This window comes from Chryseobacterium sp. SIMBA_028, from assembly GCF_046535285.1.
Taxonomy (GTDB): Bacteria; Bacteroidota; Bacteroidia; order Flavobacteriales; family Weeksellaceae; genus Chryseobacterium.
Window position 1 is genome coordinate 92,878 of sequence record NZ_JAWRWZ010000007.1, and the last position, 16,668, is coordinate 109,545.

Genomic DNA, 16,668 nt, shown 5'->3' on the forward strand with positions numbered 1-16,668 from the left:
AGTTTACTCAATTAATTGAACATTTATGTTTTTTACAGAGCGCAAATGTAAAACTTATTTATTAGTCTACAAAATCAATAGACTTTGTTTTTATAAAAAATATTTATTGTTTATTTCTATCCCTTATTAAAAATACTATTTTTAAAGTAAACCTTATTGATTTTAACAAAAAAAAAAAAACGAACCCAGAAAATTGAGTTCGCTTTTAATCTTATACTATTTTTAGCTTAAATCTTTGTCAGTTTAGCATATTTCAGGATCAGGTTTTTCTCTCCTTCGTGTATGAAAACAACCTTTGCCTTAATATTTTGAGGGTCTGTTCCATCCAGAAAAGAGACTTCTCCAATTCCGAAACGATCGTGTCTCACCTTATCTCCAACTTCAATATCCTGAGAAGAGGCTCCACTTGGATTAATAATTTTTGCTGTGCTCACAGGTTTTAATTTTCTCTGTTCAGGGGCGGGTGTCGAATTATCTCCTCGGTCAATGGTCTTTTTCTCAACTCTTTTGAAAGCTTTCTGCTCAGACGGATGCTCATCAAAAATATTGGATCTCACCCCCGAATTGTTGATAAACCTTTTCTCCAGCACAGGATTAAGGAACTCAATATATTCATCATCAATCTCGCTTAAGAATCTTGATGGTTCTGCATCTGTAATTTTTCCCCATTGGAAACGTGACACTGCATAGGAGAAAAATACCTGCTTTTCTGCTCTGGTTAAAGCAACATAAAACAATCTTCTTTCTTCTTCAAGATCTTCTCTTGTTGCAGAACTCATAAAGCTTGGGAAAAGATTCTCCTCAAGACCCACCAGATGTACCACAGGAAATTCCAATCCTTTTGAAAGGTGAATAGTCATTAGTGAAACCATATCATCTTCAAGGTTTTTATCCTGCGTATCTGCTGAAAGGGCAATATTTTCAAGGAAATTGGACAGGCTTGGATCTCCATCTTCCAGCTGCATCTGTTCTTCAATAAACCCTTGCATAGAGTTCATCAATTCTTGAACGTTTTCTACTCTTGAAATTCCCTCCGGTGTCTGATCATCCTTTAAAAACTTAATTAAACCACTTCGTTTCGCTACCTCCATTGCAACGCTGTAAGCCGTTTCGGTCTTCAATAGTACCTGAAAAGCCTTGATCATGGACCAGAAATCGTTTAGTTTATTTAAAACACCATTATTTAAGCCCAACTGAGGAGCATACATCGGTAAATTATCCAGCACCTTTGAGATAGAAACGTTTTGTGCATCTGCAAAAACAATGAGTTTATTCTGAGTGGTTTCTCCAATTCCTCTTGTAGGATAATTAATGATTCTCATCAATGCCTCAGAGTCATTTTCGTTGATTAAAAGGCGCAGGTATCCAATTAAGTCCTTCACCTCTTTTCTTTGGTAAAATGAAAGTCCTCCATATACCTTGTAAGGAATATTTTTACGTCTTAAGGCATCTTCAAAAGCCCTTGTCTGAGAGTTTGTCCTGTATAAAATAGCAAAGTCACTGTATTTTCTCTGATCACGGTTGCGAAGCTCCCAGATATTTCCGGCTACAAAGTTCGCTTCATCAGCATCCGATAAAGAACGGTATATTTTAATTTTGTCCCCTTCTTCATTATCACTGAAAACATTTTTCTTAAACTGTTGTAAGTTTTTCGCAATGACAACGTTCGCGGCATTCACAATATTCTGGGTAGAACGGTAGTTTTGTTCCAGGGATACTGTAATAGCATCCGGGTAATCCTTTTTAAAATTCAGGATGTTATAGATATTTGCTCCACGGAATGAATAAATAGACTGTGCATCATCCCCCACCACACAAATATTCTCAAATTTTGAAGCCAATGCTTTTACAATAAGATACTGGGAGTGGTTGGTATCCTGGTACTCATCTACCATGATATATCTGAATCTGTCCTGATATTTCGCCAATACTTCAGGGAAACGGGTCAATAATTCATTGGTTTTTAACAATAGATCATCAAAATCCATAGACCCATTTCTGAAACACGCATCTACATATCTCTGATAAATCTGTCCGATAAATTTCATGTTTGCCTTTTCATCTGCTTCCATTAGTTCCGGATTGTTGAAATAGGCCTTTACAGTAATCAAATTGTTTTTGTAGGTTGAAATTCTGGCCTGAACTTTTTTGGGTTTGTAAAGATCAGCATCAATGTTCATGTCTTTCAGTACCTTTTTAATCACATTCAGTGCATCCTGCTGATCATAAATGGTAAAATTGGAAGGATAGCCAAGATAGTGCGCTTCAATTCTTAGAATTCTTGCAAAAACAGAGTGAAAAGTTCCCATCCAAAGGCTTCTTGCATTGCTATCTCCCACTACCTTCGCGATACGCTCTTTCATTTCACGGGCTGCTTTATTGGTAAAGGTAAGGGCAAGGATATTGAAAGGGTCTATTCCATTGTGTATTAAATGGGCTATACGCATGGTAAGCACACGTGTTTTTCCGGAACCGGCTCCCGCAAGCACCATCAAAGGTCCTTGTAAAGAGGTAACGGCTTCATATTGTGATTCGTTGAGTCCTTTCAAATAATCCATACTGCAAAAAAATTTTGGGAACACAAAATTAATGTATTCAAAGGAGAATTCAAATTTTGATTAAAGAAGTTAAACATTAGAATCTAAATTTTAGGGTAATCAGCTATTGAAACAGAGGTCTTTTTTCGTTTGAAAATAAAATTCATCAACACATGGTTTCTAACTTCTACTCTTTAATATCTAACTTCTAACCTCTATTTGTGTAACATTTAATTCACTTTTTCTACTCATTGATAAACAATTTCAAACTTTATGAAAAAACGACTTGTTTCTGCTGCTGCCGTAGCTTTCTTCGGGCTTATGCTGAATGCACAGCAAATAAAATTCGAAGAGTATGATCTTCCCAATGGCCTTCATGTAATTCTTCATCAGGATAATTCCGCTCCGGTAGTAACAACAGGAGTAATGTACCATGTAGGTGCCAAGGATGAAGTAAAGGGAAGAACCGGTTTTGCACACTTCTTTGAGCATCTTTTATTTGAAGGAACTCCTAATATTAAGAGAGGTGAATGGTTTAAGATCGTTTCTTCAAACGGAGGTGACAACAATGCCAATACAACCAACGACAGAACCTATTATTATGAAACTTTCCCATCCAACAACGAACAGCTTGGGCTTTGGATGGAGTCTGAAAGAATGCGCCATGCAGAAATCAATCAGGTTGGAGTGGATACCCAAAGAGAAGTCGTAAAAGAGGAGAAGAGATTGAGAATGGATAACCAGCCTTATGGAAACCTATTCTCAACAATTCAAAAGAATTTGTTTACCAACCACCCCTATAACTGGCCAACCATTGGCTCTATGGAGGATCTGAATGCAGCTACGCTTGAAGAATTTCAGGCTTTTTATAAAAAATTCTATGTTCCTAACAATGCAACATTAGTAGTAGCAGGAGACATCAAACCTGAACAAACCAAGAAATGGATTGCAGAATATTATGGAGGTATTCCAAAAGGAACTGTTTATCCTAAAGATTTCCCTAAAGATACTCCCATCACTCAGGAAAAAGAAGTTACAGCAACGGATCCGAACATTCAGCTTCCTGCCTATGTTTTTGCCTACAGAACTCCTGCCAATAAAGAAAAAGATGCTTATGTACTAGATATGCTTTCTTCTTATTTAAGCAATGGTAAATCTTCTGTTTTATACAAAAAATTGGTAGATCAGGATAAAAAAGCACTTCAGGTAGCTGCCTTTAACCAGGGACTTGAGGATTACAGTATTTTCGCATTCTTTGCTATTCCAATGGGACAGACGACTAAGCAGACCCTACAGACTGACATTGATGCTGAGATCAAAAAACTTCAGACCACTCTAATTTCGGATGAAGATTATCAGAAGATACAAAATCAGTTTGAAAATCAATTCGTTAATCAAAATTCAAGTATTCAGGGGATCGCAGCTTCTTTGGCAACCAACCATGTATTGATGGGAAATACCAACCTTATCAATAAAGAAATTGACATTTACAGATCTATTACAAAGCAAGATCTTCAAAATGCAGCCAAAAAGTATCTGAATTCTAACCAAAGAATCATCATCAACTACGTTCCTGAGAAAAAATAATTTACCCATGAAAAAGCAATTCACCTATATAGCAGCGGCATTTTTATTTGCAGGAATGCTTTCCGCTCAAAAAATAGATATTAATGCAATGCCAAAACCAGGACCTACTCCTGCCGTTAACATTGCTAAGCCAAAAACCTTTCAGCTAAGCAACGGACTTACTGTAATGGTTGTTGAAAATAATAAACTTCCAAGGGTAAATACAACTCTTACCATGGACAGGCCTCCATACTATGAAGGAAATATAGCAGGAGTAAGCCAGATTATGGCAGAACAACTCGATAATGGAACTACGAATCTAAGTAAGGATGAGTTTAATAAAAAGGTTGACTTTTTAGGAGCCAACCTAAGTTTTTCCTCTAATGGAGCATCTTCCAATTCGCTTTCAAAATATTTCCCTGAAGTATTGGGACTAATGGCTGATGCTATCGTTAATCCAAAATTCTCAGCAGAAGAGCTTCAAAATGCAAAAGAAAGAACTATTGAAGGCTTAAAAGCTGACGAGAAAAATGCTTCATCTATTGCTGAAAGAGTATCCAATGCTTTGAAATATGGTAAAAATACTTCAAGAGGAGAGTTTGAAACGGTAGAGTCTATCAATAAGATCCAATTATCTGACATTCAAAATATTTACAATAAATACTATGCTCCGGAAAATGCTTATTTAGTAATTGTAGGAGATGTAAAGTTTGACCAAATCAAACCTTTGGTTGAAAAATCCTTTGGAAACTGGAAAAAATCAAATACAAAATTTGCTGCTTTAGAGCCTGCTTCCAATGTTTCCAAAACAGAGATTAATGTAGTGGATGTACCGTCTGCAGTACAGTCTGTATTAGAGGTAGGAAACCTGAATACTCTTACCATGAAAGATCCGAACTACTTCCCTGCTACTATTGCCAACTATATTTTAGGCGGTGGCGGTGAAGCCAGGCTTTTTATGAACCTTAGAGAGAAAAACGGATTTACATATGGCGCTTATTCCAATATGCAGCCTAGTAAATACTCCCCTATTTTTTCTGCTGAAACAAGTGTAAGAAATGAAGTCACGGATAAGGCTATTAAGGAATTAATGAATGAACTTAATGCGATTTCTACGGTAAAACCTGAAGAACTTGAAAATGCTAAAGCAAGGCTAAAAGGTGCTTTCATTATGTCTTTGGAAAAACCTGGAATTATTGCCAAGTTTGCTTTGGATCAAAAGGTTGAGAACCTTCCAGCAGATTTCTATACAAACTACTTAAAATCCATCGATAAGGTAACTGCAGCTGATGTATCTAACGCCGTAAAAGCAACCATTTTCCCTAACCAAAGCAGAATATTCGTTGCCGGTAAGGCTTCTGATATTGCTGAGGGACTGGAAAAACTGGGATATCCTGTAAAGTATTTTGATAAGGAAGCAAATCCTGTTTCAAAGCCTACAGTACAAAAAGTGGATGCCAATGTAACCATTGGTTCTGTAGTGGATAAATACATCAATGCAGTGGGAGGATTAGCTGCCGTTCAAAAAGTAACATCCGTAACTGCTGATGCCACTACCAAAGTACAGGGAATGGATATGAGCATAAAACTGATTGAAGGAAAAGGAGGAAAAATGATGATGGAAATGAAAATGATGGGGAATACTCTTCAAAAAATCGTTTTTGATGGCAAGGATGGATATGCAGAAGCACAGGGACAAAAAGTTCCGCTAAATGACCAGCAAAAATCTTTGATGGCCGAATCTGAACCTTTCCCAGAACTGAATTTTGCAAAAAAAACAGATTTAAAACTTGCGGGTATTGAAAAATACAACAACGAGGATTCTTATGTTGTAAAAGGCCCAAAACAAACCTATTATTACAGTGTAAAGACAGGTCTGAAAACGGGTGAAATAAAAGCGGGTGAAGGAGGTTCTATTCCTACCAGTTTTGCCAACTATAAAGAGGTGTCCGGTGTAAAACTTCCATTTACCATTATCCAGAACATGGGCGGAATGGACATCAACCTTACAGTACAATCCTATCAGCTGAATCAAGCTAAGGATTCTGACTTCAAATAAAACCAATCATTTTTTAGAAGAAAAGGACTATCTCACTGTTGGGATAGTCTTTTTTATTTGTTGGTCTCTTCATGATTTTAATATCTTTTGAATCACAAATTCAATCTTTATAAAAATAATTTATGTGAAATTTCCCACTCTTTAGTGAGCCTTTCTCCCTATTTTAAGCATTCAATCATTATTTTATTTTTAATTTTTCGCAGTTGATCCACATTTCCCAACATCTTTTTTTGTCATTCAGTAAAAAAACATTAAATTTGCCCATTCAAAAAGATATCAGAATTAATGGATACTATATTTACACTATTGATGGTTCTTATTATGGTTGCCAGTGTTTTATTGGTGATTATTGTTATGGCTCAAAACCCAAAAGGTGGAGGTCTTTCCAGTACTTTCGGAGGGGCATCATCTGCTCAGTTTGGAGTACAAAGAACCAATGATTTCATGGAAAAAGCAACATGGACTCTAGGCGGAACTATCATCGTTCTTATCCTTTTAAGCGTTGTTATTACTGGAAAACCATCACAAGTGGCTCCAGGGCAACAACCAGTAAAGAAAGAAGCTCCGGCTAAGCAATCGGCTCCTGCTTCTTCTAAAACAGCTACACCGGCTCAAGCACCAGCTACACCGGCAAAATAAGAAGATTATTTTCTACATACAATAAAAGCAACTCAAATTGAGTTGCTTTTTTATTGGGTAAGATGTATGATATTTAATTTCTACTTTCTATTTCAACTTGATTTTCTCAATCTGATAGCGAAGCTTTAAGCCTGCCCTTAGAAAGGAATATTGCATTGGCTTGTCATCTTTATAATACTTATCAATAAAGATCTGCATAGCCCCATAAAAACGTTTCAGATACACCTCATTCTTTACCGTGCTTTCTCCTTTATGATGAAGAATGGAGACCTTACCATAATAATAGTTCTTATATCCTTTTTTTAGCAAGGTGTAGCAAAGATCAATATCTTCTCCATACATAAAGTAGGATTCATCCAAGCCGCCAATATTTTCATAGACTGCTTTTTTTACCAGTAAAAAGGCGCCTGTAATTACTTCTACTTCTGCAATCTCCTTTTCCTCTATATCGTTTCTATAATAAGATTTGGAATTATTCTTTTTTAAATTGGTAAACAACTTTTCAAAGGAATTGAACATATCCGGCACGGAACGTTTACTTTCAGGTAGGAAACTTCCGTCTGCATCGTGCATTCTTACGCCAAGACATCCAAATTCTGGTTTGGTATCAGCAAAATCCAGAAGTTCCTTCATATAAAACCCTTTTAATTCTGTATCAGGATTTAAAAGCAGCAGATATTCACCCTTAGCTTCTCCTATCGCCTGGTTATTCGCTTTTGAAAACCCGCCATTATTTTTTGAGGAAATAAATTGTACATCAGGAAATTCGGGGATAAGATCACCCCATGAGCTATCTGTAGAAGCATTATCAATTACAATCACCTCATATTCTACCTTTTCTACATATTTCTGAATAGATAAAAGGCAGTTTCTGAGTAATTGGGTAACATTATAGTTAACAATAATAATTGACAGCTTCATATTAATCCTTTTCGTTATATGGTAACCTATTGATAATGGATCTTCCCAATGAAATTTCATCGGCATATTCAAGCTCGTCACCTACTGAGATCCCTCTGGCAATGCTTGAAAAATTCACCTTAAAATTTTTAAACTTTTTATAGATGTAATAAGCTGTAGTATCTCCCTCCATAGTAGCACTTAATGCAAAAATAAACTCCTTTACCTTACCATCATTCAGCTTTCTTTCAATACTTGGAATATTCAGCTGGCCGGGTCCTATTCCTTCCATTGGGGAAATTTTTCCACCCAGAATAAGATATTTTCCTGTATACTTTCCTGTATTTTCAATGGCAATAACGTCACGTACATCTTCAACGATACAAATGAGTTCACCGTTTCTTTTTTCATTACCGCAAATTTCGCAGATCTCAAAATCAGAGAAATTGTGACATTCTTTACAGTATTTTATTTCGTTGACGAGATTAATGAGTGAATTTCCAAGACTTACTGCTCTGGAGCTGGGCTGCTTTAATAAATGTAATGCTAATCTTAAAGCTGTTTTTCTTCCAATTCCAGGCAAGCCTGAAATCTCATCAACAGCCTTTGCCAAAACTTTACTCGGGTAATCCATAGCTACAAAAATAAGGATTATTTGAGGAAAAACGGCACATTATACATATCTAGTTTTGGGAATCAGACAGAGATTTTGAGATCGTTTTTCTGCATAAAGAAAGTTCATGATTCAATGGCGGAGTAAAATTCATTATCGACATTAAAAATTAAAGGAAGATCTATTTTTAAACCATTGTTAATTAGTTTCTACACTTAGCTGTCTTACAATGTCTCATTTTGATCTAATATTTTTTTCAACATAATATCAGTATCTTCCATAACTATAAAAAAACCGTTATATTTGCGGCTTAAATATGAAAAAAATAAACTAACATGGTACTTAAAAATTTAAACTATCCTCTGGATTTTAAATTCAAAATTTCTACACTGGCAAGTGACTTCAACATTACGGATAAAAATGGGAATTATGTAGCATATGTACGTCAGAAAATGTTCAAGTTGAAAGAGGATGTTGTTGTTTTCAATGACGAAAGTAAAACTAGGGAACTCTTCAGAATCAGAGCTAATAAATGGATCGACTTTAATGCATCTTATTCATTGAATGACCTTGTTGACAATAAAAACTATGGTAGATTGGCAAGAAAAGGGATGCGTTCTCTTTGGAAATCAAGCTATGATATTCTGGATGCTAATGACCAGCCTAAATTTAAGGTACAGGAAGATAATGCATGGGTAAGATTTTGGGATAGCTTTGTAGGTGAACTTCCTATCATCGGAATGTTTACGGGATATTTCCTTAACCCATCTTATACTGTAACAGGTATTGACGGAAAAGCATACTTTAAACTAAAAAAAATGCCTTCATTCTTTGGAAGAAGATTTCAATTGGATAGATTAATTGATATTGACGACGAGGAAGAAAGCTTAGTAATCCTTTCATTATTAATGATGACTCTTCTTGAAAGAGCAAGAGGCTAAAAATAAAATCACAAACACATGAAACACCTAATCATTCTGTTCTCTGCACTTCTATTGGTAGCTTGTAAAAAAGATAAGGAAACAGTTTCCGGTTCTACACCGGCAGATTCTACAAACATCGTTAAGGATTCTGCAGCCACCAATATTTCATCAGGAAAAATCTTAATTGAAAACATTTCATTTCCAAAAGAAATTAAGGAATGCTCATGCTATTTTGCAAGAAACAAAGCTGATTTCGAAGCAGAAAAATACATCTATGCAGATGACGCTGGTAAAACAGCCTATATGAAGCTGGATGGTAAAAGACTGGCAATGAATCTTATTTCCTCAAGTGATATGGAAGTGGATGAAGAACTTACCAAGGAAATAGAAAGCAATGATTATAAAATCTCTGTAAAAGGTAAAAAGATCAAAGGTGAAGAGGCTCTTCTATTTGAAGGTACTCTTACCATTGAAAAACCTGACGGATCAGTCATTACAACACCGATTTACGGAGAATGTGGATGTTAATAAGTGATATTGTAAAAAATCAAAGGGGTAAAAAGCGGATTAGCTGATTCCCTATTTTGCCGTTTTGTCCTCCAACCCCATACAAAAGTGCTTCTGTATTTCACAGAAGCATTTTTTATTTCGTAAATTTGAGAAAAATAAATTTCAATGGAATTATCTAATATAGAACCGCAGATAATCTGGAAAAACTTCTCCAAATTAAATGCAGTTCCAAGACCATCAAAAAAAGAGGAAAAAGTAATTGCTTTCATCAAGGGATTTGGTGAAAACCTAGGATTGGAAACTACCGTAGATGAAGTAGGAAATGTAATTATTAAAAAACCTGCCACTGCAGGCATGGAAAACCGTAAGTCTATTGTGCTTCAGTCTCACCTGGATATGGTTTGCCAGAAAAACAATGATGTTAATTTTGATTTTGAAACGGAAGGGATCAAGATGGAAATTGATGGTGACTGGGTAAAGGCAAAAGGAACAACTCTAGGAGCTGATAACGGTTTAGGAGTAGCTACCATTATGTCTATCCTTGAAAGTTCAGATATTCCGCATCCTGCATTAGAGGCTTTATTCACTATTGATGAAGAAACAGGAATGACCGGAGCTATCGGTTTAAAACCAGGACAGCTTACAGGAGAAATTCTTTTAAACCTTGATACGGAAGAAGATGACGAGATTGACATAGGCTGTGCCGGAGGTGTAGATGTTACCATCACTCAAAATTATGCTGTAGAAGCTCCCAAAGGACAAATTGTAAGAATTGAAGTAAAAGGACTACAGGGAGGACATTCCGGAATGGACATCCATAAAGGGTTTGGAAATTCCAATATTATCCTTGGAAGACTCCTTTATATTGGATTAGAAAAACAAAATCTTGAAATCGTTTCTATTGACGGTGGAGGATTAAGAAATGCTATTCCTAGAGAAGGAGCAGCTGTTGTTTCAGTAAGAAATGCAAGTGAATTTATTGATGCTGCTACCATTCTTAAAAAAGAAATTCTGGAAGAGTTTGCTTCTGTAGAACCTGGAATCCAAATCAATATCGAAAACTCTACATCTTCTGACAAAGCTGTATCTGAATCAGATTCTAAGAAAATCATTCTTACATTAAAAGCTCTTCATAACGGAGTTTACAGAATGAGCCCTGATGTAGCAGACCTTGTGGAAGCATCCAACAATGTAGCAAGAGTTGAATTGAAAGATGGTGAGCTTAAAATCTTAAACCTTACAAGATCATCCGTAGATTCTTCTAAATATTCTACAGCAGAACAATTAAAATCTGTAGCAGAATTAGCAGGAATGAATGTCGTATTCAGCGGTTCTTACCCAGGATGGAAACCAAAACCAGGTTCTGAAATTGTACAGGTCATGGAGAAAATCTACATCGAGAAGTTTAATGAGAAACCTCATGTAGTAGCTTGCCACGCAGGACTTGAATGTGGTATCATCGGTGCCAATTATCCTGAAATGGAAATGGTTAGTTTTGGACCAACCATTAGAGGAGCACACTCTCCTGACGAAAAAGCAAATATCCCTTCTGCTCAGAAATTCTGGAGCTTCCTAAAGGATATTTTAGCCAATATTCCTCAGAAATAGAACATTAAAATAGCTATATTAAATATCCAAAGTCTTATGATTTTGGATATTTTTAATTTAAAAACAATCAACTCTCTATTAACCAGATAAAGCCTGACAGATTAAAAATACATAACATACAAAAAAATATAAGTATATTTTCTTATCTTCTTTAGCCTTAAAAAAAACATATAAATTATGAAGAGTACTACAGTATTCTGTGGATCAAGCTTTGGCACAGATGAAATTTACAGAGAACAGGCATTCTTATTAGGACAAACATTAGCAAAGCAAGACATACAGCTTATTTATGGTGGCGCAGATGTAGGTTTGATGGGAGCCGTAGCAGATGGAACTTTAAGTGAAAACGGAAAAGTAACCGGAGTGCTTCCCCACTTTTTACAATCCAAGGAAATTGCCCATAAAAACCTGACCGAACTTATCCTCGTGGAAACCATGCATGAAAGGAAAACTAAGATGAATGATCTATGCGATGGCGTCATCGTTCTTCCAGGTGGTTATGGAACATTGGAGGAGTTTTTTGAAATGATCACTTGGGCACAACTTGGTCTTCACAAAAAACCAATCGGGGTTTTAAATATTGATGGCTTTTATGACGACCTGATCAATCTGGTTCAGAATATGGTGGATAAAGGATTCTTAAAGCAGGTGAATAGAGATATGCTTCTGATCAGTGAGAATATTGATGACCTACTTGAAAAGATGAAAAATTACGAGCCGCCTACCGTTGGAAAGTGGATTTCTAAGGAAGAAGTTTAAAATCTATATTGCTTTAATATAAACAGTAAATACAAAGCAAAACCCGTCCGAAAAATTCGGACGGGTTTCTTATTAAGATTAAAAAATATTTTCTAAGGATAGGGAGCAATTTCCACTTCAAGTCCTTCCATTGCATCGGCAATATGTAGCTGGCATCCTAGTCTGCTATTATCTTTCACGTGGAAAGCTTCAGCAAGCATGGCATCTTCTTCATCTCCCATAGGCTCCAGCCCTGGGTCATTAATTACATATACCTGGCAGGAAGCACACATCGCCATTCCTCCACATACACCAATAGTCCCTTCTTCAGCCAATTCATAAGAACGGATAATCTCCATTAGGTTCATGGACATATCCGTAGGAGCTACAACATCGTGAATTACACCTTCTCTATCGGTGATTTTAATATTAACGTCTGACATAATTCTGCAAAATTAGTCAATTTTTTTCACAACAGCCTTCTCTGCTTCTTTACGGCTTCCGTCAAACCCGTCTACTCCACTTACTGTTGTATATTTTAATACGAATTTTTTACCCGGATTAAGTCTGTTATACACACTCTGACACATCAAAGTAGCCTCGTGGAAACCACAAAGAATCAACTTCAGTTTTCCAGGATATGTATTGATATCTCCAATAGCGTAGATCCCATCAATGTTCGTCTGGTAATCAAGAGCGTTGTTTACTACAATTGCATTTTTTTCAATATTTAATCCCCAGTTTCCGATCTCACCCAATTTTGGAGTTAATCCGAATAAAGGAATAAAATAATCTGTTTCAATATCGTAAGCCTCCTGTCCTTCACTCTCTACTGTAATAGCTTCTACTTTTCCATCACCTTTAATACCGGTAACTTCCGCAGGAGTAATTAATTTGATTTTCCCTTGGTTTTTAAGCTCCTGAACTTTTTCTACAGAATCCAAAGCTCCGCGGAACTCATTTCTTCTGTGGATCAAAGTCACTTCACTTGCCACATTGGAAAGGAAAACACTCCAGTCCAGTGCAGAATCTCCACCTCCAGCAATAACAACTCTTTTATTTCTGAAATGTTCAGGTTCTTTAACGAAGTATTCCAGCCCTTTCTCTTCATAATCAGCTACATTATCAAACGTAGGTTTTCTAGGTTCAAAAGTTCCCAATCCTCCTGCAATAGCAATAGCCTTACATCGGTGAACTGTTCCTTTGTTGGTAATCACCTCAAACCACTCGTCATCCACCTTTGTATAAGAAACAGCGGTTTCCCCTAAAGTAAACCCAGGTTGAAACTGCTTGATCTGCTCCATCAAATTATCCACCAATTCTCCGGCATTCACCGAAGGATACCCTGGAATATCGAAAATAGGCTTTTTAGGATAAAGTTCAGCCAATTGCCCTCCCGGCTGTGGAAGTGCATCAATAATGTGACACTTCATTTTTAAAAGACCAGCTTCAAAAACTGCAAAAAGTCCTGTAGGACCTGCACCTATGATCAATATATCAGTGGTTATCATAATTTAGATAATTTAATTATACATGTAACTGCAAATTTACTAATTTTAATGCGAAGCATATTTAATTGATTCTAAATAAAAACCTGAGATTTGTCAAATATCTATCATTTAAGATCTTAAATTTGGCAATGTTTTTGTAAATGTCTTATTATGAAGAAAATTTTAAACCTTTTTGCAGTACTTATATTCTTTTTAGGCTCTGCTCAGATTGATAACATCGCAGACGGCGAATCCATCACTCTCAGGATCCATTATGGTTTTCTGAATGCCGGAACCGCCAACCTTACCACTAAAAAGACTAACTACAAAGGGGTACCTCACCTATATGTAAAAGGTACAGGACAAACCACGGGTGCCGTAAAGGCTTTCTTCAAAGTAGAAGACCTATATGAAAGTTTCATCAATACAGAAACAGGATTACCAAGTTTCTATGTAAGAAATGTACGGGAAGGAAGCTACCGCCAGCACCTTGAGACCGCTTTTAATCATGATAATAACACCTTGATTTTAACAGATAAAAAAACACCCGCCAATGGCTCTAAGGTGATAAAATCTGTGAAAGGAGTTCAGGATATGCTCTCTTGTTTTTATTATCTGCGAAGTAAAAGTTCTGATGAATTGAAAGTAGGAACCATTATCAATATGAATGTATGGATTGATGATGAAATGTTTCCTTTCCAGCTAAAGGTAACAGGAACTGAGAACCTAAAAACCAAGTTCGGAACCATCAGTAGCTTAAAAATTATTCCATCTGTGAAAAGTGGACGAGTATTTAAGGAAAAAGAAGGAGTGACGATGTGGGTTTCCAATGATGCCAACCATATTCCGTTACTTTTAAAGGCAGAACTGGCTGTAGGTTCATTAAAGGCCAGTATTGATGATTATAAAAATGTAAAATATCCTTTAAAGTTTACTAAATAAAATAGATAACTAAGCTCTTTAGTTGATGAATGTCTGTAGTTTTTACAGACATTTTTTTATTTGGAATGTAATATATTATGAATACCAATTGTCTTTATTATAGAGCAGCAAACAAGCTGCAGTATGCAAATACTTTATTGAAATACCTTGCGTATTCAAAGTACAGCATAAGAAACAGACACGTGTAAATTTTTCAATAAGATCAGTTTTTAATTACGTTTTGTTTCTTAGGTCAGTAATTAAAAACAAAAACCTCCGGAGCTCCGGAGGTTTGATTTTTTATAGAGACTTGAATTGCTCCAAGGTTCTGATATCATTTTCAAAGAACATTCTGATGTCACTCATTTGGTAAAGAAGCATTGTAATTCTTTCAATACCCATTCCGAATGCATATCCTGAATATTTCTCAGAGTCAATATTTACATTTTTCAATACAGCAGGGTCTACCATTCCGCAACCCATAATTTCTAACCAACCTGTACCTTTTGTAATTCTATAATCTGTTTCAGAGTTTAATCCCCAGTATACATCAATCTCTGCACTTGGCTCAGTGAATGGGAAATACGATGGTCTCATTCTGATCTTGGATTTTCCGAAAAGCTCAGTAGTAAAGAACTGGATAGTCTGCTTTAAGTCTGCGAAACTTACATTTTCATCAATGTATAATCCCTCTATTTGGTGGAAAATACAGTGAGAACGTGAAGAGATTGCTTCATTTCTGAATACTCTTCCCGGAGATAAAATTCTGATAGGCGGCTGATTTTCTTCCATATAACGGGTTTGTACAGAAGAAGTATGCGTTCTCAAAAGAATATCCGGGTTTTGCTCAATAAAGAAAGTATCCTGCATATCTCTTGCCGGATGGTATTCCGGAAGGTTCAATGCGGTAAAGTTATGCCAGTCATCTTCAATTTCAGGGCCATCTGCTACTGCAAAGCCAATAGATTTGAAGATTTCAATAATTCTGTTTTTAACAAGGTTGATCGGATGTCTTGATCCCAATTCCAATGGAAAGGCAGGTCTTGTAAGATCTTCTTTTTCTACAACAATAGAAGATTCAGAAGCATTTTTCAAATCTTCTAATTTACCGGCAACAGCCTGTTTCAAGGAGTTAATCTTCTGCCCGAATTCTTTCTTCTGGTCGTTAGGAACTTCTTTTAATGTTTCGTAAAAATCATTTAGAACTCCTTTCTTACCATTATACTTGATTCGGAAATTTTCGATCTCCTCTTTAGATGCAGTATTGAAGCCGTTTACTTCGATCAGTAGTTCTTCTATCTTTTCTATCATTATTTTACCCTTTCAAAATGTTTTGCAAAAATACGACTTTTAAGTTTAATAATAAGTGAGTCATAAAAAAATCTGCCTCTTTTTCGGGAGGCAGACTTCAATCACTTATTTCACTTAAATAAAAAAATTATTTCTTTTCTAAAGCTTTAACGCTGATCTGAAGAGTAACCTCATCCTTAATCACACCGTTTTCAGCAGGAGCCTGGAACTTTACTCCAAACTCTTCTCTCTTGATATCCTTAGGCTCAGTAGCAACGCTTACTTCTCCATCTTTCACAGAAACATTCGCTTTAAACTGAACAGGCTTGGTAATTCCTTTAATGGTTAAATTACCCTCCAAAAGAGTATTATAATCACCCTCATTAGCGGGAGTAACCTTTGTAATTTCAAAAGAAGCGGTTGGGAATTTTTCAACCTCAAAGAAATCACCACTCTTAAGATGACCGTTTAATTTCTCCATATCTTCCGGACTGTCTTTTAAGTCCACAGAAGTTAATGAGTTCATGTCAGCAACAAATTTACCACTTTCAAGCTTTCCTTCTTTCACTGTCACATCTCCACTTTCGAATTTGATATTCCCAAAATGGCTTGTATTCTCAGATTTGAAAACTTTATATCCCTTCCATTCAACCTTACTGTTTAGTGTATCCAAAGTGTACTGGTTACCATTCTTGGTAGTCGTCACCTCATTACTTTCACTGGTAAGCGGTTTATCTTTTTTACAAGAAACCATTACAGCAGCAATAAATAAAGCAGGAATAGCTAGCGAAAACAGTTTTTTTCTCATTTTTGATTTATTTTTATTACTTCCGCTAATATAATAAAAAAAATTGTGTTTTCATAAAAACCTTAC

15 protein-coding genes are annotated in these 16,668 nt (G+C 36.0%); 8 read left to right on the forward strand and 7 right to left on the reverse strand.

Annotated features, from left to right (window positions below; genetic code table 11):
- Nucleotides 1–227: 227 nt before the first annotated feature.
- On the reverse strand, nt 228–2,558 hold the full coding sequence (locus SCA31_RS10785; protein ID WP_410697004.1) for an ATP-dependent helicase: 2,331 nt from the start codon (nt 2,556–2,558) through the stop codon (nt 228–230).
- Nucleotides 2,559–2,810: 252 nt separating this feature from the next.
- On the opposite strand from SCA31_RS10785, the gene SCA31_RS10790 reads away from it, so the two are divergent.
- The 3 genes from SCA31_RS10790 to secG all read left to right on the forward strand — a co-directional run bounded on the left by SCA31_RS10790 (nt 2,811) and on the right by secG (nt 6,801).
- Entirely contained in the window at nt 2,811–4,124 is a 1,314-nt protein-coding gene (locus tag SCA31_RS10790; protein ID WP_410697005.1) for a M16 family metallopeptidase, read from the forward strand.
- A gap of 7 nt (nt 4,125–4,131) precedes the next feature.
- Nucleotides 4,132–6,162, forward strand: coding sequence for a M16 family metallopeptidase (locus SCA31_RS10795; protein WP_410697007.1), 2,031 nt, complete (start codon nt 4,132–4,134; stop codon nt 6,160–6,162).
- Nucleotides 6,163–6,447: 285 nt separating this feature from the next.
- The gene (gene secG / locus SCA31_RS10800; protein ID WP_284462312.1) at nt 6,448–6,801 is read left to right on the forward strand and encodes a preprotein translocase subunit SecG; all 354 of its coding nucleotides are present in this window, start codon (nt 6,448–6,450) and stop codon (nt 6,799–6,801) included.
- Between the two features lie 87 nt (nt 6,802–6,888).
- Here secG and SCA31_RS10805 read toward each other — a convergent pair whose 3' ends face one another.
- Nucleotides 6,889–7,728 (reverse strand): glycosyltransferase family 2 protein, encoded by an 840-nt coding sequence (locus SCA31_RS10805; RefSeq protein WP_410697174.1) that lies wholly within the window; start codon nt 7,726–7,728, stop codon nt 6,889–6,891.
- Nucleotides 7,724–8,335 carry a recombination mediator RecR gene (recR, locus tag SCA31_RS10810; RefSeq protein WP_410697008.1) on the reverse strand — a complete coding sequence of 204 codons (612 nt, stop codon included), beginning with the start codon at nt 8,333–8,335 and terminating at the stop codon, nt 7,724–7,726. The genes SCA31_RS10805 and recR overlap by 5 nt, the downstream gene beginning before the upstream one ends.
- Before the next feature lie 314 nt (nt 8,336–8,649).
- Here recR and SCA31_RS10815 point away from each other — a divergent pair, with 314 nt between their 5' ends.
- The 4 genes from SCA31_RS10815 (at nt 8,650) to SCA31_RS10830 (ending at nt 12,114) form a co-directional block, all read left to right on the forward strand.
- On the forward strand, nt 8,650–9,255 hold the full coding sequence (locus SCA31_RS10815) for a hypothetical protein (protein WP_410697009.1): 606 nt from the start codon (nt 8,650–8,652) through the stop codon (nt 9,253–9,255).
- Between the two features lie 18 nt (nt 9,256–9,273).
- A complete protein-coding gene (locus SCA31_RS10820; protein WP_410697010.1) occupies nt 9,274–9,765 on the forward strand; it encodes a hypothetical protein in 492 nt (163 codons plus the stop codon).
- Nucleotides 9,766–9,912: 147 nt separating this feature from the next.
- Nucleotides 9,913–11,355, forward strand: a complete 1,443-nt coding sequence (locus tag SCA31_RS10825) for an aminoacyl-histidine dipeptidase (RefSeq protein ID WP_410697011.1) — start codon at nt 9,913–9,915, stop codon at nt 11,353–11,355.
- A gap of 177 nt (nt 11,356–11,532) precedes the next feature.
- Nucleotides 11,533–12,114, forward strand: a complete 582-nt coding sequence (locus SCA31_RS10830; protein ID WP_410697012.1) for a TIGR00730 family Rossman fold protein — start codon at nt 11,533–11,535, stop codon at nt 12,112–12,114.
- 92 nt (nt 12,115–12,206) lie between these two features.
- Here SCA31_RS10830 and SCA31_RS10835 read toward each other — a convergent pair whose 3' ends face one another.
- Complete coding sequence (locus tag SCA31_RS10835) at nt 12,207–12,536, reverse strand: 2Fe-2S iron-sulfur cluster-binding protein (RefSeq protein ID WP_076356547.1); 330 nt, start codon at nt 12,534–12,536, stop codon at nt 12,207–12,209.
- 12 nt (nt 12,537–12,548) lie between these two features.
- Entirely contained in the window at nt 12,549–13,604 is a 1,056-nt protein-coding gene (locus SCA31_RS10840; protein WP_076356545.1) for an NAD(P)/FAD-dependent oxidoreductase, read from the reverse strand.
- A gap of 150 nt (nt 13,605–13,754) precedes the next feature.
- Between SCA31_RS10840 and SCA31_RS10845 the strand changes: the two genes are divergently transcribed.
- Nucleotides 13,755–14,525: a DUF3108 domain-containing protein gene (locus tag SCA31_RS10845; RefSeq protein WP_410697013.1), complete on the forward strand. Its 771-nt coding sequence runs from the start codon at nt 13,755–13,757 to the stop codon at nt 14,523–14,525.
- A 279-nt stretch (nt 14,526–14,804) separates the two neighbouring features.
- Here the strand turns inward: SCA31_RS10845 and pheS are convergent, their stop codons facing one another.
- Together pheS and SCA31_RS10855 are read right to left on the reverse strand one after the other, a co-directional pair.
- On the reverse strand, nt 14,805–15,815 hold the full coding sequence (pheS, locus tag SCA31_RS10850) for a phenylalanine--tRNA ligase subunit alpha (RefSeq protein ID WP_076356541.1): 1,011 nt from the start codon (nt 15,813–15,815) through the stop codon (nt 14,805–14,807).
- Between the two features lie 127 nt (nt 15,816–15,942).
- Nucleotides 15,943–16,602, reverse strand: a complete 660-nt coding sequence (locus SCA31_RS10855) for a YceI family protein (RefSeq protein WP_410697014.1) — start codon at nt 16,600–16,602, stop codon at nt 15,943–15,945.
- Nucleotides 16,603–16,668: the final 66 nt, after the last annotated feature.